This window comes from Francisella noatunensis subsp. noatunensis (assembly GCF_009823375.1).
GTDB lineage: Bacteria > Pseudomonadota > Gammaproteobacteria > Francisellales > Francisellaceae > Francisella > Francisella noatunensis.
Genome location: NZ_WBSX01000002.1, coordinates 15,509 through 36,723, shown reverse-complemented (window position 1 = coordinate 36,723; position 21,215 = coordinate 15,509). Strand labels below are relative to the sequence as shown.

Genomic DNA, 21,215 nt, shown 5'->3' with positions numbered 1-21,215 from the left:
AAGTTAAAGCTTAGACACTTATTATTTTTCAAAGCTAGACAATATAAATACAAAAAAGAAGGTGACTCTAAACAAGTTAAGATAAAGGATAGAGCGAGTATTTCTGAAAGACCTAGCAGTGCTAATAATAGAAAAAATCTTTATCACTTTGAAGGTGACACTATTGTTGGTAAAGACCATAAAAGTGCTATTGTAACAATGGTCGATAGAGCTAGCAGATTTACTATTTTAGCCAAGTCTATAGATAGAACAGCTAATTCAATCAATAGAATATTGTACAAAGTATCTAATGGTCATAAAATATTAACAGCTACATTTGATAATGGTAAAGAGTTTGCTAAACATAAGAAGCTAACTAGCAAGACTGGCATCAAAGTATTCTTTGCTGATCCATACAGTCCTTGGCAAAGAGGTACTAATGAAAACATGAATAGGTATATCAGACAATTTATATCTAAAGGTACTAACTTTAACAATATATCTCATCAATACATTAGAAAGTTACAGATAGACTTGAATAATAGACCTAAGAAATGTTTAAATTACTTGACACCTAATGAAGTACATTTTGGTATCTCTATAAACATTGAGAATACTATCTAGCTTTACAAAAAGAGTTTCATATGTCTATGTTGTTTATCACTCATGATTTGGGTGTGGTAGCTGAGATTTCTCATGATGTAATGGTTATGTATTGCGGCAATATTATGGAGCAGGGCACAGTAGATAGTATCTTTGCAAATGCACAGCACCCGTATACAAAAGGTTTGTTAAATACAATGCCTGTATTACAAGGGATGTTGATATGTTGTAGACTATTCCTGGTGAAACGCCAAATATTCATAATATGCCAAAAGTTGTCCATTTGTTACAAGATGTGATTTTGCTGTAGATATATGCAGAGATACCAAGCCGGAATTGATTTCACATGCAGATCAACGCACAGCGTGCCACCTTGTTAAGGAGTATAAATAGATGAATGTTCTAGAAGTCAAAAATCTCACCGTAGAATTTCCTATAAAAAAACAATCACTGGCAAAATCACCCAAAAAGTTACAGCCGTAAAGGATGTCAGTTTCAATGTCAAAGAAGGCGAGATTATTGGTATAGTTGGGAGTCAGGATGTGGTAAGTTATCACTTCTAAGAGCCTTGATTGGGCTTAACGAGATTACTACTGGTGAGGTCATTTGGAAAGATGAGCACCCTTTACACAAGTACAAATCGCATAAACAATGGTTAAGTGTAAGAAGGGATATTCAGATGATTTTCCAAGATCCTTTTGCTTGTCTTAATCCGAGAATGGTAGTCAGAAATATTATTGCAGAACCTTTGATTAATTTTAATAAGAATCTGAGTAAAAAAGAAGTTGATGAAAAAGTTCTCAAAATGATGAAAAAAGTTGGTTTAAATGAATCGCAGATGTATCGTTATCCACATGAGTTTTCTGGAGGTCAGTGCCAAAGGATAGGTATCGCAAGAGCATTGATTTATGAACCAAAATTACTTGTCTGTGATGAACCAGTTAGTGCGTTAGATGTATCAATACAAGCACAAGTTGTAAATCTTCTAAAAGAACTACAAAAAGACTTTAAACTTACGATATTATTTGTTGCACACGACTTGAGTATAGTCAAACATATTTCTGATAGATTGTTTGTGATGTATCTTGGTAGTTTAGTTGAGGTATCTCCTAAACAAAATATTTACAGAAATCCTGTGCATCCGTATACAAAAGTACTCCTAAATGCTATTCCAATTGCAGATCCACAACTAGCTAGACAACGAACAATTGAAATAGAAAAATCAGAATTACCTTCTCCTCTTAATCCACCTAAAGGTTGTGCATTTCATATAAGATGTAAGATAGCTACAGATATCTGTAAGAAAAGAGCATCCAAGTTTAATATCGGTCAAGGAGGATGTTTATGTGGCTTGTCATAATATCTAAACTTTAAGAGTCATTTTTGATTTTTTTGAGCATGCTTATCATGATAATAAATGCTAAAGTTAGAACAATGCCAAAAGCAATCGTTATACTTGTATTTGCACTTATATTAAAGTGATCGCCACTATCAATAGCGAGTCCAGCACTAAGTTGTCCAATTTCTATGACTAACGTTATAAGCATGTTCGTGATAGCAATTCCAACCGCAGCGAAACTTGGCGGACATATTTTATTAAAGTAGTACCATACTAGAACTTGTGATGCTGAAAAAGTTCCAAATAAGAATGCTATACTAATTGCATAATTTTTGAATAATTGTGCGTTAATTAGGATAGATACTAATAAAATCCCAGTTATTGAAATAGTTATAATTTTTTTACCGCTAAATTTATTACATAGATGTGTCATTATGGGAGAAAAGATAATCCATCCAACAAAAATGGCGGTTATCATGCTTGTTGAATATATGCTATCAAAACCATAAGACTGTTTGAAATATAGTACTCCATATTGCGATGTTAAAATCACTGTAGGCGTATATAGTAGTCCTGCCCACATTGCATTTTTCCAGATTAAACTATTTTTTATTAGTTGCTTACCTCTTTTTAGTATTTCATTAAATTTGGGCATAAGAGCAGAAGAATATTTTTCATCCGGAATTATAAGCTGAAAAAATATAGCTAACGGTAAAGCTATTACACCAGAATAGATAAAAATATTTATCCAAGAAGTGTCATAGTGAGAGATAATTACACTTATGTTTTGAGAAAATGCTGCTGCAAGAGTACCTAAAGATATAACAAGACTTGTGATAATCGGGAAATACTTTGACTCAAAATTCTCTAAAGTAAGTTTTAGAACACCAATAAATGCAAATGAAGATCCTAGCCCAACTAGCAGTCTACCGAATAATGCTAACTCATACCCCCCTGAGACAAAAATAATATTACCAATCCCACAAAGAATCGTAGCACCAATTAGTACTTTTTTACTACCATACCTATCAAGTAATATTCCTGCGGGTATTTGCATCAGTAGATATGTAATATTATAACTAGACACTAAGAAAGAAAATCCAATATGAGTTGAGATATTGAAGTGTTCAACTATTTGTTCTTGATACGCACCTGTAAGTATTCTCAAGAAAAATTCATAGCAATAAAAACTTATTCCGACTATTAGTACCAATGATAATTTGAGCTTTTGCATTGAAATCAGATTTAAAAAATTATAATTTCAATTTATCATTTTTGCTATATAAATGTCTAATTAACTTTTTTTAACATACTCTAATTTGATCACTGTTATGATAATATTAAATTTTTAAGAAGGAGGTTGTTATCTATGAAAGTTAGGATAGTTTTCACTCTATTGTTATTAAGTTTTTTTATGGGTTATTCTGATAACATGCTTAATCCAAAAACAGGTAAGTATTACATAACAGCAAATGATGCTTTTTATCGACCAAGTACTGAGCGCGGTAATGAGGTGATAGATAGAGATAATGCTTCAGAGTTTCTTTCGAGTGTCTCAGATAATGCTATCGAACTTACTGATAGTCTTGTTTTTGATGCATATACTAGCTCTACTAATTTGGTAGCTCAGGGATCTATGGGAGATCTTAAAGCTACTAAGTTCTATACACAAGAAACCAAGCTTGTTAAAAAAATGTGGGATGATAAGTTTGAGATTTATGGTGGTACAGTGTTAGGAGCTAATCCTTATCAATTAAATAATGTTAACTCAGCTTATGATACAGGATCTAGAATAGCTGCTTTTGCAAGTAGCCGGACCGGAGCTAAATATAATGTATCTGATAATTTTGGATTACTTTTAGAGGGTCAATATAATCTAACAGGTGAAATGGCTAGTAATACGGATATGTTTACAGGGTTTGATGGTGCTCAGTATAGAGGCTCAAAAATGTTAAAGACCGGTTTTGAGTGGAATTTTTAAGTTAGTTTTTTTAGTGGATTCAAGTAGAGTATTTAGTTTGGTTTAAGTAGATATTATTTTATTTACATATAAGGGCTTTTGGAGCATAATTTTGATACATTAGTTCTATATGTTTCAAATTATGCAAAAAATTACAAGAGCCGGTTTTACAATATGGTTTATATGCGCGTTTTTCTATGCGCTTGAATTTATAATTCGAGCTTCAGGGAATTCACTTTACAATGATTTTTCTACAGATCCATATAATCTAACAGCCGAACAAATTAGCGTACTAAGTTCGGTATTTTACTGGGCGTATGTTGCTTCACAACTTCCAGCTGGTATTTTGCTTGATAAATTTGGTGTCAAAAAGATTATGGCAATAAGTACTTTGATATTCTCTATAGGAGTTCTTATTGCAACTATGGCTACATCTCCAGAGTATCTTATTTTATATAGAGTATTAGCTGGTATTGGCGGTGGTTTTGCTTTTTTATCTGCACTAAAAGCGATAGCTATATGGCTTCCTAAAAGAACTTTTCCGCTATTCACGGGGGCGACTCAGATGCTTATGTATGGTGCAGGTACTCTTACGGGGCTGCCATTAGTGATTTTAGCAAATCATTTTAGTATTCAAGTGATAATGTCTGGAATTCTTGTTGTTTCAATAATTATGTTCTTAAGTGTATTGTTTTTCATACCATTTAAAGAACCTCATAATCAGACTGATACTGATGAATTAGCTGACACTCATACTAAGATTGAAGATATTCCTATAGTTTTTAAGATAAAGCAAATTTTACTAAATGGATTTTTCTGTTTCACAATTTATGGTACGACAGCTATTTTTGCAGATTTATGGAGTTATAGATTCTTGAGTTTGGATGGATATCCTGAGCACTATGCTGGTTTAGCATCATCTATGATATTTATTGGGATTGCAATTTTTAGCCCTTTATGGGGAGTTGTAGCAACGTTGTTAAACAAACAAAAAGCCTTACTTACATGGGCTTCAATTTTTGGTTTATTTATCGTTGTGGCTGTTTTATATCTGCATGTTAATCCAATAATTATGTGTATATTGTGCGTGCTATGGGGTGGGATGCAAGCAGCTCACGTTCTTAATTTTACAATTTTGCGTCAACACATCAGTCCAATGTATATAGCTACTGGTATTGCTGCAGTTAACTTATTTATACCTTTAAGTGGTGCTGTACTTCAGCCATTTGTTGGATATATGGTTTCATTTTTTGAAAATTATGGCTATGGACAGTTAGAAGCTTTTAAATATTCGTTATTCATTCTGCCTATATTAATGTTTTTATCTGTATTATTGTCTCTTTTTATTAAAGAGAAAAAAGCTTAGAATATCTTTTTAGGAATTTATTATTTTTTATAAGGGAATTTTTATGTCCAAGCAATTTATATTAGCAATAGATCAAGGTACTACTAGTTCACGAGCAATAATTTTTGATAAAAAAGGAAATATCAAAAAAATAGCACAAAAAGAATTTACACAGATTTATCGAAAAAGTGGTTGGGTAGAGCATGATCCAATGGAAATATGGGCATCACAAAGTAGTATTGTTAGAGAAGCTCTTGAGTATGCTAGAGTTTCTCCTAGAGATATAGCAGCAATTGGTATTGCCAATCAAAGAGAAACAACTGTTGTTTGGGATAAAAATACAGGTCAACCAGTATATAATGCTATAGTGTGGCAGTGCCGTAGAACATCGCATATTTGTGATGAAATTAACAAGAACGAAGATCTTAAAAAATATATCCGTAAAAACACGGGTCTTATTGTTGATGCATATTTCTCTGCTACAAAAATCAAATGGATTTTAGATAATGTTGACGGAGCTAGAGAAAAAGCGGAAAAAGGAGATTTACTTTTTGGAACAATTGATACTTGGTTAATCTGGAATTTAACTAAGGGTGAAGTTCACGCTACTGACTTTTCAAATGCTTCAAGAACAATGTTGTTCAATATCAATACACTTGAATGGGACAAAAAAATTCTAGAGTATTTAGATATTCCAGTATCAATGTTGCCAGAGGTTAGATCTTCGAGTGGTGATTTTGGACATACACACCCTAGCACTCTAGGGGGAGCTCGAATTCCAATAGCTGGTGTAGCAGGAGATCAGCAGTCAGCATTGTTTGGGCACTGCTGTTTTGAAGAAGGAATGGCAAAAAATACTTATGGTACAGGATGTTTTGCTTTAATGAATGTTGGTGATAAACCCGTGTTTTCTGATGCTGGTCTATTAACTACAATCGCTTGGGTTGAGGATGGTAAACCAACTTATGCTTTAGAGGGGAGTGTTTTTATAGCAGGAGCAGTTATCCAATGGATTAGAGATGGTCTAGGTCTTGTACGTTCTGCTGAAGATAGTGAATATTACGCAACAAAAATTGACTCAACTGATGGTGTGTATTTGGTGCCAGCATTTGTTGGGCTTGGTACACCATATTGGGATATGTATGCTCGTGGGACTATTGTTGGTATTACTCGAGATACGAAACGTGAGCATATTATTAGAGCAGCGCTTGAGGCTATAGCATATCAGGCAAAAGATGTTTTAGATTGTATGAAAGAAGATACAGGTCTTGATCTAGCAGGTCTTCGTGTTGATGGCGGAGCGGTGCAAAATAATTTCTTGATGCAATTTCAATCAGATATTCTACAGTCAGGAATTTCTAAGCCTAAAATTAATGAGATTACAGGTTTGGGAGCGGTATTCTTGGCAGGTCTAGCTGTAGGATTCTGGAAAGATAAAGAAGAACTTAAGACTATTCTTACAACAGAAAAAACTTTTGAGTCGAAAAAAGATCCTAAAACTGTAGCACATGATTACAAAGGCTGGAAAAAAGCAGTTCAAAGAAGTATGGCTTGGGCTGAATAATATTTTATTGGCTAGATTTAAGGTAGCTCGACAAGAGAGCAAATAGTTTTTAAATACAAAGATTTTAAATATAAATGAAAAAAGAATACGACATAATAATAATAGGTGGTGGTGCAACTGGTTTTGGTTGTGCTATTGAAGCGGTTTCAAGAGGCTATAAAACTTTGCTTTTAGAGGCTTATGATTTTGGTAAAGGTACATCTTCAAAATCAACTAAGTTGATACATGGTGGTTTAAGGTACCTAGAGAATTTTGATTTTGCTCTAGTAAAAGAGGGTTTGGAAGAGAGATTTTCATTCTTGCATAATGCTCCACATTTAACTCATAAACAGTCCTATCTAATACCAACGCGTAGTTATTTTGAGACAGTTAAATATACAATTGGTGTTAAGTTGTATGAGTTTTTATCAGGTAAATACAAAATTGGTAAAAGCTATAATCTTAACAAACAACAAACATTGGCAATCTTGCCAAATATCGAAGATTCGAAACTTAAAAAGAGCTTAGTGTATTATGATGGTCAATTTGATGATACTAGGCTTTTGATTTCTTTGATGAAAACTTTTGAGTCCAAAGGCGGTGTTGCTCTTAACTATCATAAAGTAGAAAAGATATTTAGTTCAACGGATTCAAAATTAGATATTGTAAAAGTAATTGATACTTTATCGGGCGAACAAAAAGAATTTACAGCTAAATACATTGTTAATGCAACAGGTACTTTTACCGATAAAACTATAGATATAGCGAATCAGCAAGATTCTCATAAATATGTATCGGTTGCTCAAGGCACACATATTGTTTTTGATAGAGAAAAGTTTCCTACAGAGCATGCAATCTTAATTCCAGAGACAGAAGATGGTCGAGTGTTATTTATATTGCCTTGGCACAATCATTTAATCGTTGGTACTACAGATATCAAAAAAGAAGCTCTAAGTATTGAGCCAAGAGCTGAGAAGTCTGAGATTGATTTTATCATAGAGACATTTAACCAGTATGCTAAAACTAAAGCTGCAGTAGTAGATATTAAGTCTGTCTACTGTGGCCAAAGACCACTAGTGTCGCCAAAGAATGCTAAAAATACAGCAAAAATTTCGCGTAAGCATGAGGTTATAGAGTCAAAAGATGGCTTAATCACAGTTGTTGGTGGTAAATGGACAATCTTTAGAAGAATGGGGCAAGATGTTTTAGATTTTATTGAAACCAAAAAAATTGCTCAAAAAATATCCAAAACTTCTGATGAGTTACTTGTTGATGCAATTGAGCCAAAAGATGCATATCCTTTAAAAGTTTATGGCAAAAATGCTGAAGATATCAAAATCATTCAAAAAGAGTTAGATAATCATAAGTTGCTACATAGTGATCTACCATACTATCAGGCAGAGGTGATTTATCATGTGAGAGCTGAAAAGGCTAAAAGCGTTGAAGATGTGTTAGCACGTCGTACTAGGGCAGCGTTTTTGGATATCAAAGCTAGTATTGTTGCAGCTCCAGTAGTAGCTGAGCTTATGGCAAAGGAGCTTGGTGAAGATCAAGCTTGGCAAGATCAGCAAGTTGCTAGCTTTAAAGAGTTTGCTAAGAATTTTGATGTGGATGAGTTGTATAAATAAGGGTTTTTTATGTTAGAAGCATGTATAGCAGAAGCAATAGGCACAATGTTACTTATTCTTTTAGGTAATGGTGTTGTAGCGGGAGTAGTTTTAAACAAAACTAAATCTCATAATGGAGGTTGGATTGTTATAACATTGGCTTGGGGATTAGCAGTATTTATAGGAGTGTTGGTTGCAGGCCCAATTAGTGGTGCTCATATGAATCCGGCGGTTACCATAGCTCTTGCTCTAGCAGGCAAATTTTCATGGTCTTGGGTGGCACCATATATCGTTAGTCAAATTATTGGGGCTATGCTTGGGCAGTTATTTGTATGGATTATGTATTATCCTCATTATTCAGCAACTGATAATACAGACTTGAAGCTAGCTACACATTGCACTTCTCCGGCTATCAAACATTTGCCATCTAATTTTGCTAGTGAAGTTATTGGTACTTTTGTTTTGGTTTTAGCAATATTGGCGATGCATGGGGTAGTTGTCCAAGTTGGCGATCCAGCAATTGCGACAGCATATCCAATAGATATGGGTGCTTTAGGTGGTATACCTGTTGCATTTGTTGTGGTTGTGATTGGTTTATCGTTGGGTGGAACGACTGGTTATGCTATAAATCCTGCTAGAGATTTTGGTCCAAGATTGTTTCATGCTATTATGCCGATACAAGGAAAAGGTTCTTCTCAATGGAGCTATGCGTGGGTACCGATACTTGGTCCTATTTTAGGGAGTGTCATTGCCACAGGTTTATATCTGTTCCTGAAGACAAAAAGAGTTTTCTAATAAAATGTGTGAGATGATTTATCTACCACTACTAGCTTATGATCTTTTGAGATTGTTTATTTCAGTCATGTTATTTTTATGTTGCGTGATTTTAAGCTATATCTTTGTAAAAAGAAAACCCTGGGACGTGGCGTTTTGGATATGTTTTTCAGTATCTTTATTTGGGATGGGTAGTTATGGATATGTTGCTCATCATATTTATCTAGAAAATACCTTCTCCTATGATGGGTTTATCTCTGGAGCTGCATTTATTACAGTCTGTGGACTGTTATTTTCAAGAAAAAGATATTTTGATTTTAATGATAATATTTTTAGTAGGGATGCTTTGATATTGTTTGCAACTTTTTTTGTATTCGCTTTTATATATATATTTACAATAAAATATAATTTTGACTGTGTTGCAGCATTTGGACATTTTTTTATAGATGCTTTACAGATAGTTATCTACCCGTTATTGTTATTATTCGCAATATCGGCATTTTTATACAGGTTTTCTATATGTTTATCCGCTTTTGCTATAAGTATGGCATTGTTTATCGTTGAGAACGGAGTTTTTATATTAAATGCTTTGACTGGTGCTGTGAAGCATGAAACAGCTGCCAAGGAAATTTCGTTTGCTACAATATCGATAGTCCTTAGTTGTATAGTGGTTTTTATGCTTACTAGAGCTAAAAGAATATACATGGAGAGTAAAAAAAATGTTTGATCAAATTAGTGTCGAAAGTTCATTGTGGATGAATTTATTTATTTCAATTCTAATTTTAGCTATAGGCTTTTGGGTATCTAAGTATATCAAAAAATTAGTCTATCGTTTGCTTGAAGATTATGACAAAACAGTATCGCAATTCTTGTCTAGTGTTATATATACTATCTTCTTGGTTTTGGTCGTAGTAATAGCATTGGCAAAACTTGGAGTGCCTATATCGCCAGTCACAGGAGTTTTAACAGGGATTGTTTTTGGTATTTCTATGTCTCTTAAGACATCTTACAATATCGTGGCATCAGGTATTATGCTTGCATTTAGTAAGCCTTTTGAGATAGGTGGGAGGGTCGATCTAGGTGGGATTGTTGGAGTTATTAAATCTATTGGATTTTTGTATACAAAACTTGATGATGATGATGGTAATGAAATTGTTGTGCCAAATAATCTAATTCTTTCTAGGATTATTACAAGGTTCTCTGAATCAGAAAATAAGTAATGCAAAAAAGTTTTCTTAATTCCGAAAATTATTTATATACGCCAAATGGTCAAAAAATAATTCTCAATAATCAGCAAATAAAAGCGATTAGTTATGTAAAAAAATTCCTTAAGAGTAAAGATGCGTATTTTCTACTCTCAGGATATGCAGGTACAGGTAAGACTACTGTTGTTAAGAAGATCTTAGATGAGTATCCTAAGAGGGCAATAGTTTCAGCACCAACCCGTAAGGCAAATGCTGTTATTTCACAATCAACTTCAGCACCTGGGTATACGATCCACTCTTTGCTTGGATTGCAACCTGATATAAATCTTGTTGATTTTAATCCAAATGAACCAGTTTTTGGACAAATTAATAAACCTACTATCAAAAACTATGATTTAATAATAATAGATGAAGCAAGCATGATAAATAAATCATTATTTGAGCTTATTGATGCTGAAATTACTAAGTCATTATCATCTAAGGTTATATTCTTGGGAGATAAAGCGCAGATACCTCCTGTAGGAGATCAAGAAAGTCCAATTTTTCAGTTAGACAATAACTATGAACTTACGCAACTTATGCGTCAATCTGATGATAATCCTATAGCACAACTAAGTCAGCAACTTAGAAATGTTGGGGAAGACTTATCAATCTTTTTGGATAAAAAAGAAAGTATGCTGAACAAAGATGGCGATGGTGTGTTATTTGTTGATTCAAATGATCAATTTAGAGATGAGATTAAGAAAGTTTTTGGCTCCTCGTATGCAAAAGCTGATTTAAATTATGCAAAACTAATAGCTTGGCGTAATAGAACAGTTATGCAATCAAATAGGATAATCAGGGACTTGGTTTTTGGACAAAATGCTAATTTAATAGAAAAGGGGGATGTCCTAATAGGTTATAGAGCGATAAAAGCTAGTGCTAAAGAATCTTTTTTAATAAATAATTGTGTAGATTATAAAGTGGTCGAAGTGTCCGATAGACAAAAAAACATAAATGGGTTGCTTGGCTATACCGTAAAAGTACATGAGAAAGCGAGAATTTATCGAGGATTCGATGAGAAAAGTATTTTTATAATAGATTCAGATAGTAGTGAAAACCTCAACGAGTATGCTGAGATTCACGATAATTTATTAAAAATTGCTAGAAGTGATAGATTGTGGTCAGTATATTATGAGTTTAGAAAAAATAATTTATTAATGATTGATATTGAAAGATATTCCGATGGCGGCTTAAGAGCTAAAAGCGATATAATAAAAAAAGATTTGGACTATGGTTTTGCGGTTACAGCCCATAAAGCACAGGGATCAACATATAAAAAGGTATTTATGCTTTTAAAGGATATTGCTTTAAATAAAAATTATACCGAAAGAAATCAGATATTGTATGTAGCTATGACAAGAGCACAAAAACAATGCATAGTTCTATAAAAAAAAGATATAAGAGCTTTACATTTACAACTACACATAGTAATATAAACTTAGTTTTTTGTTAGATAAGTTGTTTCTGCTAAGCAAAATGCAAATTATCATAAAAAAGCTTGATTTTTAGTCAAATAAACTTTATAGTTATCTAAAAGTTTTAGGGGAGGGATTCCCGAGCGGCCAAAGGGATCAGACTGTAAATCTGACGGCTCAGCCTTCGCAGGTTCGAATCCTGCTCCCTCCACCATGCGGGTGTAGTTCAATGGTAGAACTTCGGCCTTCCAAGCCGATAGCGTGGGTTCGATTCCCATCGCCCGCTCCACCTAAAATAAGCATTGTTAATAAGCTCGCATGGCTCAGCTTGGTAGAGCACTCCCTTGGTAAGGGAGAGGTCACCAGTTCAAGTCTGGTTGTGAGCACCATATTTGATTTATTGTTTTTTGTTGAAAAAAATGGAGCATAAAAATGGCTAAAGAAAAATTTGAACGTTTGAAGCCGCACGTAAACGTTGGTACTATTGGTCACGTTGACCACGGTAAGACTACTCTTACTGCAGCTATCACTAAAGTTATGGCTGAGAAGAACGGTGGTTCAGCTCGTAAGTTTGATGAGATTGATAACGCACCTGAAGAAAAGGCTCGTGGTATTACTATTAACACTTCTCACGTAGAGTATGAGTCTCCAAATAGACACTATGCTCACGTTGACTGTCCAGGACACGCGGACTATGTTAAGAACATGATTACTGGTGCTGCTCAGATGGATGGCGCTATCTTGGTATGTTCTGCTGCGGATGGTCCTATGCCACAAACTCGTGAGCACATCTTACTTTCTCGTCAAGTTGGCGTACCGTATATAGTTGTTTTCTTGAACAAGTGTGACATGGTGGATGACGAAGAGTTACTAGAGTTGGTAGAGATGGAAGTTCGTGAGCTTCTTGATCAGTATGATTTCCCTGGTGATGATACTCCAGTTATCATGGGTTCTGCTCTTAAAGCTATCGAAGGTGAAGAGCAGTATGTTGAGAAGATTGTTGAGCTAGTTGCTGCTATGGATGATTATATTCCAGCTCCTGAGCGTGACACTGCTAAGCCATTCATTCTTCCAATTGAAGATGTATTCTCAATCTCTGGTCGTGGTACAGTTGTGACTGGTCGTATTGAGCGTGGTGTGATCAATGTTGGTGATGAGGTTGAAGTTGTTGGTATTCGTCCAACTCAAAAAACTACAGTAACTGGTGTTGAAATGTTCCGTAAGCTTCTTGACAAAGGGGAAGCTGGTGATAACGTAGGTATCCTAGTTCGTGGTCTTAAGAGAGATGATGTTGAGCGTGGTCAAGTACTATGTAAGCTGGGTTCAATTAAGCCGCATACTAAGTTTGAAGCTGAAATATATGTTCTTTCTAAAGAAGAGGGTGGTAGACATACTCCATTCTTCAAAGGATATAGACCGCAGTTCTACTTCCGTACTACAGATATTACTGGTGCTGTTGAGTTACCAGAGGGTGTTGAAATGGTAATGCCTGGTGATAACATTAAGATGACTATCGCTTTAATCAACCCAATCGCTATGGATGAAGGTCTACGTTTTGCTATCCGTGAAGGTGGTAGAACGGTTGGTGCTGGTGTTGTTGCTAAAATTATCGAATAATAGATAGTTTAACAAAAAATATAGGTCAGTAGTTCAATTGGTAGAGCAGCGGTCTCCAAAACCGCAAGTTGGGGGTTCGAGTCCCTCCTGGCCTGCCACATAATTAAGGCGATGTTGTGATTTTTGCAACATCGCCTTTTTTATTTCTTGATATTATTTATTTGGTGTGATATTTTATTGGCTACGTTTGTAATTTCTCTATGTAAATACTTTTTTAAGAAAGGGATATCTTGTGAAAAAAAATCAAGGTTTAAGTAAAGTGTGGGTCAGTGGTGCTACAAAGACTAGCGAAATCAAGAGGATTTCTAAGTCAAGTAGCTTGTTGTTATGGGTAATTTCAGCAGCAATTATAGTCTTTGGTGTTGTGGTCACTATGTATTCTGATGTGCTTGGTGAGAGTTATGGCTCATATAATACATCTTTAGCTGTTATTGTGGTCTTGGTGGCTTTAGTTGTTGCAAGATTTACGAATCAAGGGCGTCGCTTCTGGGCATTTTTTCAGGCGTCTAAACTTGAGTTGGCAAAGGTTGTATGGCCTGCACGCAAGGAGACAATGACAATATCGGCTATGGTCATAGTGGTTGTTATAATTTTTGCACTAATAATATCTTTATTTGGTGTTATATTTGAGAGTTTTATTCAGTATTTTCTAGGTTAATAAAGGGATATAAATATGCTTTGGTATGTTGTGCAAGTGCACTCAGGTTATGAGAAAAGAGTGAAAACTCAGCTAGAAGAAAATATAGAAATAGCAGGCTTAAAAGAAAACTTTGGTAGAATACTTGTTCCAACTGAGAATGTTGTTGAAATGAGGGGTGGTCAAAAACGTAAGAGTGAAAGAAAGTACTTTCCAGGATATGTTTTGATTGAAGCTAATTTAACTACGGAAGCGTGGGATATTATAAAGGCTGTACCTAGAGTGCTAACTGTTGTTGGTTCACGAGGTAAGCCAATTCCATTAAGTAAGGCTGAGGTGGAGAGGATATTAGGATTTGTAGAGGGGAGTACTTCTACGGTTGAACCTAGATTAAGAAAAACTTATCATGTTGGAGAAGTTGTTAGAGTTCTTGAAGGGCCTTTCAACGATTTTACTGGTGTTATTGAAGAAGTTAACTATGAAAAATCAAGATTAAGAGTGGCGGTATCTATATTTGGTAGATTTACTCCTGTTGAGCTTGAGTTTTCACAGGTTGAAAAAGAGTCTTAGTAACGATTTACTAAGATGGTGGGGAGCTTATACATTTATATAAGTGCTATTAACCTAAATTTGGAGAAAAATAAATGGCTAAGAAAAAAATAGAAGCTATTATCAAGTTGCAAGTTACAGCAGGAAAGGCGAATCCTAGTCCACCAATTGGTCCTGCATTGGGTCAACATGGTGTTAATATTATGGGATTTTGTAAGGAATTTAATGCTAAGACACAAGGTATGGAACCTGGTATGCCAATACCTGTTGAAATATCAGTGTATAGTGATCGTAGTTTTACTTTTGAAATGAAGACTCCTCCAGCTTCTTATTTAATTAAGAAGGCTATCAAGGTTAAGTCTGGTTCATCAAATCCTTCTAAAGATTTTATTGGTATTATTACTCGTGAGCAATTAGAAGAGATTGCTAAGGTTAAAGATCCTGATTTAACAGCTGCAGATATTGATGCTGCTGTAAGAATTATTGCGGGTTCTGCACGTAGTATGGGTGTAAAAGTAGAAGGGGTTGAATAATGGCTAAAATTTCAAAAAGAATGAAAGAAATCTCAGCTAAGATTAATGCTGAGAAAAAGTATCCTGTATCAGAAGCTTTTGATATTTTAAGAGATGTTTCATCTGTTAAATTTGTTGAATCAGTAGATGTATCTGTTGCTTTGGGAGTTGATCCGCGTAAATCTGATCAGGTTGTAAGAGGAGCATCTGTTCTTCCTAATGGTACTGGTAAAACTGTTAGAGTAGCAGTTTTTGCTAAAGGTCCTGCTGCTGATACTGCTAAAGAAGCTGGTGCTGATGTGGTTGGTATGGAAGATTTGGCTGATGAGGTTAAAAAAGGTAATATGGACTTTGATGTTGTTATCGCTTCGCCAGATTCAATGAGAGTTGTTGGACAGCTTGGTCAAATACTTGGTCCTAAAGGTCTTATGCCGAACCCTAAGGTTGGTACTGTGACTATGGATGTTGCTAAAGCAGTTAGAGATGCTAAAGCAGGTCAAGTTAGATATAGAGTCGATAAAGCAGGTATAATTCATACTACTATTGGTAAGGTAAACTTTACTAGTGATGCTTTGAAACAGAATTTAGAGCAGCTATTGGCTGATCTTAAAAAAGCAAAGCCATCAGTATCAAAAGGTATATATTTGAAGAAAGTTTCTGTATCTAGTACAATGGGTCCAGGAATAAGTGTTGACTTTTCGGATTTAAATATATAATATACTGTTTTGCAATTTCTTTGGGTTGTATGAAAATGCAACGATCAAAGACCGTAGGAGTCGGGCTTGCTTGGCTTAATATTTATCCTACGCAGACGATGTTGACAACCTTTTTGGTCTAAATATCGTGTTAATTAAATAAAGTGTGGACAATAAATAAGGAGTCGATATGGCACTTAGAATAGAGGATAAAAAAGCAATTGTTGCTGAAGTTGCTGAACAAGTGTCCTCAGCATTGTCTGCAGCAGTAGCAGACTACCGTGGTTTGACTGTTAATGAAATGACTTCATTAAGAAAGCAAGCTCGTGAGTCTGGAGTTTATTTAAGAGTTGTGCGTAACAACTTAGCACGTTTAGCAATTAAAGGAACTGATTTTGAGTGTCTTGGTGATGCTCTTAAAGGTCCTCTTGTTCTTGCTCTTTCTAAGGATGAGCCAGGTGCAGCAGCTAAGCTATTTAAAAGCTTCCAAAAAGATCATAATGCTTTTGAAGTGAAAAATTTAGCTATGTCTGGTGAACTGTTTGGTCCTGAAAAGTTAGATGACTTTGCTAAGCTTCCTACCAGGGAAGAGGCACTTGCTACATTACTTAATGTTATGCAAGCACCAGTTACTAAGTTTGTTCGTACTCTTAATGAGATTCCGTCTCAGGCGGTACGAGTATTTGCTGCTGTTGGAGATAGTAAATAATTGCACTGGCTTATAGAAAAGCTAAAAAAGAATTAATTGTTAAATAAATAGGAGTTATAAAAATGTCTATAACAAAAGAAGATATCCTAAATGCTGTTGCTGAAATGAGTGTAATGGATGTATGTGATTTGGTTAAAATGATGGAAGAAAAATTTGGTGTATCTGCTGCTGTTGCTGTTGCTGTTGCTGCTGCTCCAGCTGCTGCTGCTGAAGCTGCTGAAGAGAAAACTGAATTTGACGTTGTTTTAGTTGATGCTGGTTCAAACAAAATTGCTGCTATTAAAGCGGTAAGAGGCGCTACTGGTCTTGGTCTTAAAGAAGCTAAAGATGCTGTTGAAGGGACTCCTTTCGTAGTTAAAGAAGCTGCATCTAAAGATGAAGCTGAAATTCTTAAAAAGCAACTTGAAGAAGCTGGCGCTAAAGTTGAGCTTAAATAATAAAATTCTAAATTATAATTTTTAGAAATTTATGACTAGTGGTCAATTTTGGCCTCTAGTCTTTCTAGTATTGAAAGATACATAGATATTGGTGCAAATATAGTCATATTTGCTTTTTATTTTGTGTAAACAAAATCTTAGGGATGTTTTTGATGTCTTACTCATACGCTGAGAAAAAAAGAATTCGCAAAGAGTTTGGGGTTCTTCCTCATATCTTAGATGTGCCATATTTACTTTCCATTCAAACAGAGTCTTATAGAAAATTTTTAAATGCAGATGATGCAAAAGGTAGACTTCACTCTGGTCTTGAATTAGTGCTTAAGCAATCTTTTCCTGTAGAAAGTAAAAATGGGCAATATGAACTTCATTATGTCGATTATCAAATTGGTGAACCTACTTTTGATGAAACAGAGTGTCAGGTACGTGGTGCTACATACGATGCTCCATTAAATGTGAAGTTAAGATTGGTTATATATAACAAAGAAATCCTTCCTAGCGAAAAAGTGGTAGAGGATATTAGAGAAGAATATGTCTATATGGGCGATATTCCTCTTATGACAACTAATGGTACTTTTATAATTAATGGTACAGAAAGAGTAGTTGTGTCACAGTTACATAGATCACCTGGTGTATTCTTTAGTAAGGATGATTCAGAGGAAGGTGCGTTTTCGGCACGTATTATTCCTTACAGAGGTTCATGGCTTGATTTTGAGTTTGACTCAAAAGGTATTATATGGGCTAGAATCGACAGAAAAAGAAAATTTTGCGCTACAGTAATTTTAAAAGCTCTTGGATATACGCAAGAGGAAATATTAAATAGATTCTCTGATAGAAGGACAATTAGTTTTAATAATAAAGGTTTTGCACTTAAGCTTGATGATCTTTCTAGTATGAAAGGTGAAGTGCTTAAGTTTGATATTATTGATGAAAAAGATAATATAATTGTTAAGAAAAATAAAAAATTAACATCTAGAGATATTAAGAAAATCAAAGATTCAGGAGTTGATTCTGTAGCGATTGATTTTGATTTAGTTAGTACTCTTAGAGTGGCAAAAGATATCGTTAATGAAGCTACAGGTGAAGTGATAGCTTATGCTAATGACGATGTTACAGAAAATTTATTAGAAGCATGTGTAGAAGCGGGCATGCTTGAATTGGAAGTTATTGATTTTATAACTACTGAAAGAGGTAGATATATATCAGATACCCTGAAATATGATCTTACTAAAAATACAGATGAAGCACTTGTAGAAATATATAAGGTTCTTAGACCTGGTGATCCTCCAGCAGAAGCTTCTGTAAAAGCGCTATTTGAGGGACTATTCTTTATTGAAAGTAGATATAGCTTATCTGATATAGGTAGAATGAAGCTAAATGCAAGATTAGGCTCTGATAATGTATCTAAAGATATTTATACTTTAGAAAATAGTGATATTGTAGGTGTTATCGAAGAACTTATTAATATCCGTGATGGTAAAGGCAAAGTTGATGATATCGATCATCTAGGTAATAGACGTGTTCGTTCTGTTGGTGAGATGGTTGAGAACCAGTTTAGAATTGGTCTTTATAGAGTAGAAAAAGGTATCCGTGAGAGTATGTCTTTGGTACATAAAGATAAGCTTATGCCTAAAGATATTGTTAACTCTAAACCAATTACAGCAGCAATCAAAGAATTCTTTACATCGGGTGCTTTATCTCAGTTTATGGATCAAGATAATCCACTATCTGAAGTAACTCATAAAAGAAGAATTTCAGCACTCGGTCCGGGTGGTTTATCGCGTGATAGAGCAGGCTTTGAAGTTCGTGATGTTCACGCAACTCACTATGGTAGACTATGTCCTATTGAGACTCCAGAGGGTCCAAACATTGGTCTGATTAACTCATTGGCAAGTTATGCACGAGTTAATGATTATGGCTTTTTAGAAGCACCATATAGAAAAGTAGTTAATGGTAAAGTAACTAATGAAATTGAGTATTTATCAGCTATTGATGAAGACCATTACGTGATTGCCCAAGCATCAACTAAACTTGATAAAAATAACCACTTCGTAGAAGATCTTATTCAGTGTCGTTCTGGTGGTGAGGCAATATTTACTGAGTCAAGTAGAGTTCAGTATATGGATGTTTCTGCTAAACAGATGGTTTCAGCAGCTGCAGCATTAATACCATTCTTAGAGCATGATGATGCTAACAGGGTATTGATGGGTGCGAACATGCAACGTCAAGCTGTACCAACGCTTAAATCTGAAAAGCCTCTAGTCGGTACGGGTATAGAGAAGATTGTTGCAAGAGACTCTGGTAACTGTATTATCGCAAGAAATGTTGGTGAGATAGCAGAAGTTGATTCTAATAGAATAGTTGTTAAAGTTGATACTGAAAAATCTAAAACAAGCAAGTTAGTTGATATTTACAGCCTGACTAAGTTTAAGCGTTCAAATAAGAATACTTGTATCAATCAACGTCCAATAGTTAATGTTGGTGATAAGATTGAAGCGGGTGATATTTTGGCTGACGGTTTTGCAACTGATTTTGGTGAGTTATCACTTGGCCATAATCTTATGGTTGCTTTCATGCCGTGGAATGGTTATAACTTTGAGGATTCAATTTTACTTTCTGAGAGAATAGTAAAAGATGATAAGTACACTAGTATCCATATTGAAGAGTTTACATGTGTGGCTCGTGATACTAAATTAGGCCCTGAAGAAGTAACAGCAGATATTCCAAATGTAAGTGAGTCGAGTCTTGCTAAGCTTGATGAGTCAAGTATTGTTCATATCGGTGCTAATGTTGAGGCTGGCGATATTCTTGTAGCTAAGATTACACCAAAAGCTGAGCAGCAGTTAACTCCTGAAGAAAGACTTCTTAGAGCAATCTTTAATGAAAAAGCATCAAATGTAGCTGATAGTTCATTAAGAATGCCTAGTGGTACTTCAGGTACTGTAATTAATGTTCAGGTTTTTGAAAATGATAAAGGTGGTAAGAGTAAAAGAGCTCTTAAAATTGAGAAAGAACTAATTGATAAAGCGCGTAAAGATTTCGATGAAGAATTTGCTGTGATTGAATCTGTAGTTAAATCATCTATCGAGACAGATGTGATTGGAGCTAAGATACAAAAAGCAAAAGGACTTAAGAAAGGTGCTGTTCTTACAAAAGAATTTTTAGCAACTTTACCTTTTTCTAAATGGCTGGAAATTTCTTTTGAAGATGAAAAACTTGAGCAAAAAGTACAGAATGCTAGAGAGTATTACGAAGAAGCAAAAATAGCTGTAGATGCTAGATTTGAAGCTAAGAAAAAATCTATCATGCAAAGTAATGAGTTATCTCCTGGTGTACTTAAGACTGTTAAAGTTTTTGTCGCTATTAAAAAGCGTATTCAGCCAGGTGATAAGATGGCTGGACGTCATGGTAACAAAGGTGTGGTTTCACGAGTGTTACCAGTAGAGGATATGCCATATATGGAAGATGGTACTCCTGTAGATGTCTGTTTGAATCCACTAGGTATTCCTTCGCGTATGAATATCGGTCAGATTCTAGAGGCTCATTTAGGATTAGCTTCTTATGGCTTAGGCAAGAAAATAGAGCAAACTCTAGAAAAAACAAGAAAAGCAGCAGAGTTAAGAAAAACTTTAGAAGAAGTATATAATAGTGTAGGTGACAAGAAAGTTGATCTCAAAGCTTTAAATGATGAAGAGATATTGAATCTTTGTGAAAATCTAAAAGGAGGAGTGCCAATTGCTACCCCTGTATTTGATGGTGCAAAAGAAGAAGATATCAAATCATTGCTAAAAATAGGTGGCTTTGCAACTAATGGTCAGATGAAACTATTTGATGGTCGTACCGGTAAACCATTTGATAGGCACGTAACGGTTGGTTATATGTATATGCTTAAGTTAGACCATTTAGTAGATGATAAAATGCATGCTAGATCAACTGGATCTTATAGCTTAGTTACGCAACAACCATTAGGTGGTAAAGCGCAATTTGGTGGTCAAAGATTCGGTGAGATGGAAGTTTGGGCGTTACAAGCATATGGTGCTGCTTATACTCTAAGAGAGATGTTAACGGTTAAGTCAGATGACATAACTGGTAGATCTAAGATGTATAAGAATATAGTTGATGGTAAGTTAACTATGAATGTAGATGTTCCAGAATCATTTAATGTTTTAAGAAATGAAGTTAGAGCATTGGGTATAGATATGGATTTTGACTATTCATCTGAGGAAGAATAAGCATCTTAATTTGAAGCT

The 21,215-nt window shown here is 34.9% G+C and carries 18 protein-coding genes, 4 tRNA genes and 2 pseudogenes; 23 read left to right on the top strand and 1 reads right to left on the bottom strand.

Translation table 11 applies throughout. The annotated features are described in order from the left end of the window. The 3 genes and pseudogenes from F8C69_RS00605 to F8C69_RS00595 form a co-directional block, all read left to right on the top strand. Positions 1 to 603 (top strand): IS30 family transposase (locus F8C69_RS00605; protein WP_159183791.1); only part of this gene is annotated, 603 nt, incomplete at its 5' end. A gap of 2 nt (positions 604 to 605) precedes the next feature. After that, positions 606 to 975 (top strand): annotated as a pseudogene (locus F8C69_RS00600) (oligopeptide/dipeptide ABC transporter ATP-binding protein); the annotation flags it as partial. After that, positions 976 to 1,949: pseudogene (locus tag F8C69_RS00595) on the top strand (ABC transporter ATP-binding protein). Positions 1,950 to 1,952: 3 nt separating this feature from the next. On the opposite strand, the gene F8C69_RS00590 reads toward F8C69_RS00595, so the two are convergent. Next, positions 1,953 to 3,155 carry an MFS transporter gene (locus tag F8C69_RS00590; RefSeq protein WP_159183790.1) on the bottom strand — a complete coding sequence of 401 codons (1,203 nt, stop codon included), beginning with the start codon at positions 3,153 to 3,155 and terminating at the stop codon, positions 1,953 to 1,955. Positions 3,156 to 3,290: 135 nt separating this feature from the next. On the opposite strand from F8C69_RS00590, the gene F8C69_RS00585 reads away from it, so the two are divergent. The 20 genes from F8C69_RS00585 (at position 3,291) to rpoB (ending at position 21,197) form a co-directional block, all read left to right on the top strand. Further along, on the top strand, positions 3,291 to 3,902 hold the full coding sequence (locus F8C69_RS00585; RefSeq protein ID WP_159183789.1) for a hypothetical protein: 612 nt from the start codon (positions 3,291 to 3,293) through the stop codon (positions 3,900 to 3,902). Positions 3,903 to 4,023: 121 nt separating this feature from the next. Continuing rightward, entirely contained in the window at positions 4,024 to 5,247 is a 1,224-nt protein-coding gene (locus tag F8C69_RS00580) for an MFS transporter (protein WP_192189627.1), read from the top strand. 43 nt (positions 5,248 to 5,290) lie between these two features. Further along, the gene (gene glpK, locus F8C69_RS00575) at positions 5,291 to 6,790 is read left to right on the top strand and encodes a glycerol kinase GlpK (protein WP_159183787.1); all 1,500 of its coding nucleotides are present in this window, start codon (positions 5,291 to 5,293) and stop codon (positions 6,788 to 6,790) included. Between the two features lie 74 nt (positions 6,791 to 6,864). Continuing rightward, a complete protein-coding gene (locus tag F8C69_RS00570; protein ID WP_159183786.1) occupies positions 6,865 to 8,397 on the top strand; it encodes a glycerol-3-phosphate dehydrogenase/oxidase in 1,533 nt (510 codons plus the stop codon). Between the two features lie 9 nt (positions 8,398 to 8,406). Then, positions 8,407 to 9,171 (top strand): MIP/aquaporin family protein, encoded by a 765-nt coding sequence (locus F8C69_RS00565; protein ID WP_159183785.1) that lies wholly within the window; start codon positions 8,407 to 8,409, stop codon positions 9,169 to 9,171. A gap of 4 nt (positions 9,172 to 9,175) precedes the next feature. Then, positions 9,176 to 9,877 (top strand): hypothetical protein, encoded by a 702-nt coding sequence (locus F8C69_RS00560; protein ID WP_159183784.1) that lies wholly within the window; start codon positions 9,176 to 9,178, stop codon positions 9,875 to 9,877. Next, positions 9,870 to 10,370 carry a mechanosensitive ion channel domain-containing protein gene (locus F8C69_RS00555; protein WP_159183783.1) on the top strand — a complete coding sequence of 167 codons (501 nt, stop codon included), beginning with the start codon at positions 9,870 to 9,872 and terminating at the stop codon, positions 10,368 to 10,370. The genes F8C69_RS00560 and F8C69_RS00555 overlap by 8 nt, the downstream gene beginning before the upstream one ends. After that, positions 10,370 to 11,785 carry an ATP-dependent DNA helicase gene (locus tag F8C69_RS00550; RefSeq protein WP_159183782.1) on the top strand — a complete coding sequence of 472 codons (1,416 nt, stop codon included), beginning with the start codon at positions 10,370 to 10,372 and terminating at the stop codon, positions 11,783 to 11,785. The genes F8C69_RS00555 and F8C69_RS00550 overlap by 1 nt, the downstream gene beginning before the upstream one ends. Positions 11,786 to 11,941: 156 nt before the next feature. Beyond that, a tRNA-Tyr gene (locus F8C69_RS00545) sits at positions 11,942 to 12,026 on the top strand. 1 nt (position 12,027) lies between these two features. Continuing rightward, a tRNA-Gly gene (locus F8C69_RS00540) sits at positions 12,028 to 12,101 on the top strand. Between the two features lie 23 nt (positions 12,102 to 12,124). After that, positions 12,125 to 12,201 (top strand) — tRNA-Thr (locus tag F8C69_RS00535). 43 nt (positions 12,202 to 12,244) lie between these two features. Continuing rightward, positions 12,245 to 13,429, top strand: a complete 1,185-nt coding sequence (tuf, locus tag F8C69_RS00530; RefSeq protein ID WP_159183781.1) for an elongation factor Tu — start codon at positions 12,245 to 12,247, stop codon at positions 13,427 to 13,429. Positions 13,430 to 13,451: 22 nt separating this feature from the next. After that, positions 13,452 to 13,527: transfer RNA gene (locus F8C69_RS00525), tRNA-Trp, on the top strand. 134 nt (positions 13,528 to 13,661) lie between these two features. After that, positions 13,662 to 14,087, top strand: coding sequence for a preprotein translocase subunit SecE (gene secE / locus F8C69_RS00520; RefSeq protein ID WP_159183780.1), 426 nt, complete (start codon positions 13,662 to 13,664; stop codon positions 14,085 to 14,087). Between the two features lie 15 nt (positions 14,088 to 14,102). Then, a complete protein-coding gene (nusG, locus tag F8C69_RS00515; protein ID WP_159183779.1) occupies positions 14,103 to 14,636 on the top strand; it encodes a transcription termination/antitermination protein NusG in 534 nt (177 codons plus the stop codon). A 74-nt stretch (positions 14,637 to 14,710) separates the two neighbouring features. Then, a complete protein-coding gene (gene rplK, locus F8C69_RS00510) occupies positions 14,711 to 15,148 on the top strand; it encodes a 50S ribosomal protein L11 (RefSeq protein WP_159183778.1) in 438 nt (145 codons plus the stop codon). Beyond that, positions 15,148 to 15,843 (top strand): 50S ribosomal protein L1, encoded by a 696-nt coding sequence (gene rplA / locus F8C69_RS00505; RefSeq protein ID WP_159183777.1) that lies wholly within the window; start codon positions 15,148 to 15,150, stop codon positions 15,841 to 15,843. The genes rplK and rplA overlap by 1 nt, the downstream gene beginning before the upstream one ends. Positions 15,844 to 16,012: 169 nt before the next feature. Further along, positions 16,013 to 16,531 (top strand): 50S ribosomal protein L10, encoded by a 519-nt coding sequence (gene rplJ, locus F8C69_RS00500; protein WP_004287058.1) that lies wholly within the window; start codon positions 16,013 to 16,015, stop codon positions 16,529 to 16,531. A gap of 62 nt (positions 16,532 to 16,593) precedes the next feature. Next, positions 16,594 to 16,968, top strand: coding sequence for a 50S ribosomal protein L7/L12 (rplL, locus tag F8C69_RS00495; protein ID WP_159183776.1), 375 nt, complete (start codon positions 16,594 to 16,596; stop codon positions 16,966 to 16,968). Positions 16,969 to 17,120: 152 nt separating this feature from the next. Continuing rightward, on the top strand, positions 17,121 to 21,197 hold the full coding sequence (rpoB, locus tag F8C69_RS00490; RefSeq protein WP_159183775.1) for a DNA-directed RNA polymerase subunit beta: 4,077 nt from the start codon (positions 17,121 to 17,123) through the stop codon (positions 21,195 to 21,197). Positions 21,198 to 21,215: the final 18 nt, after the last annotated feature.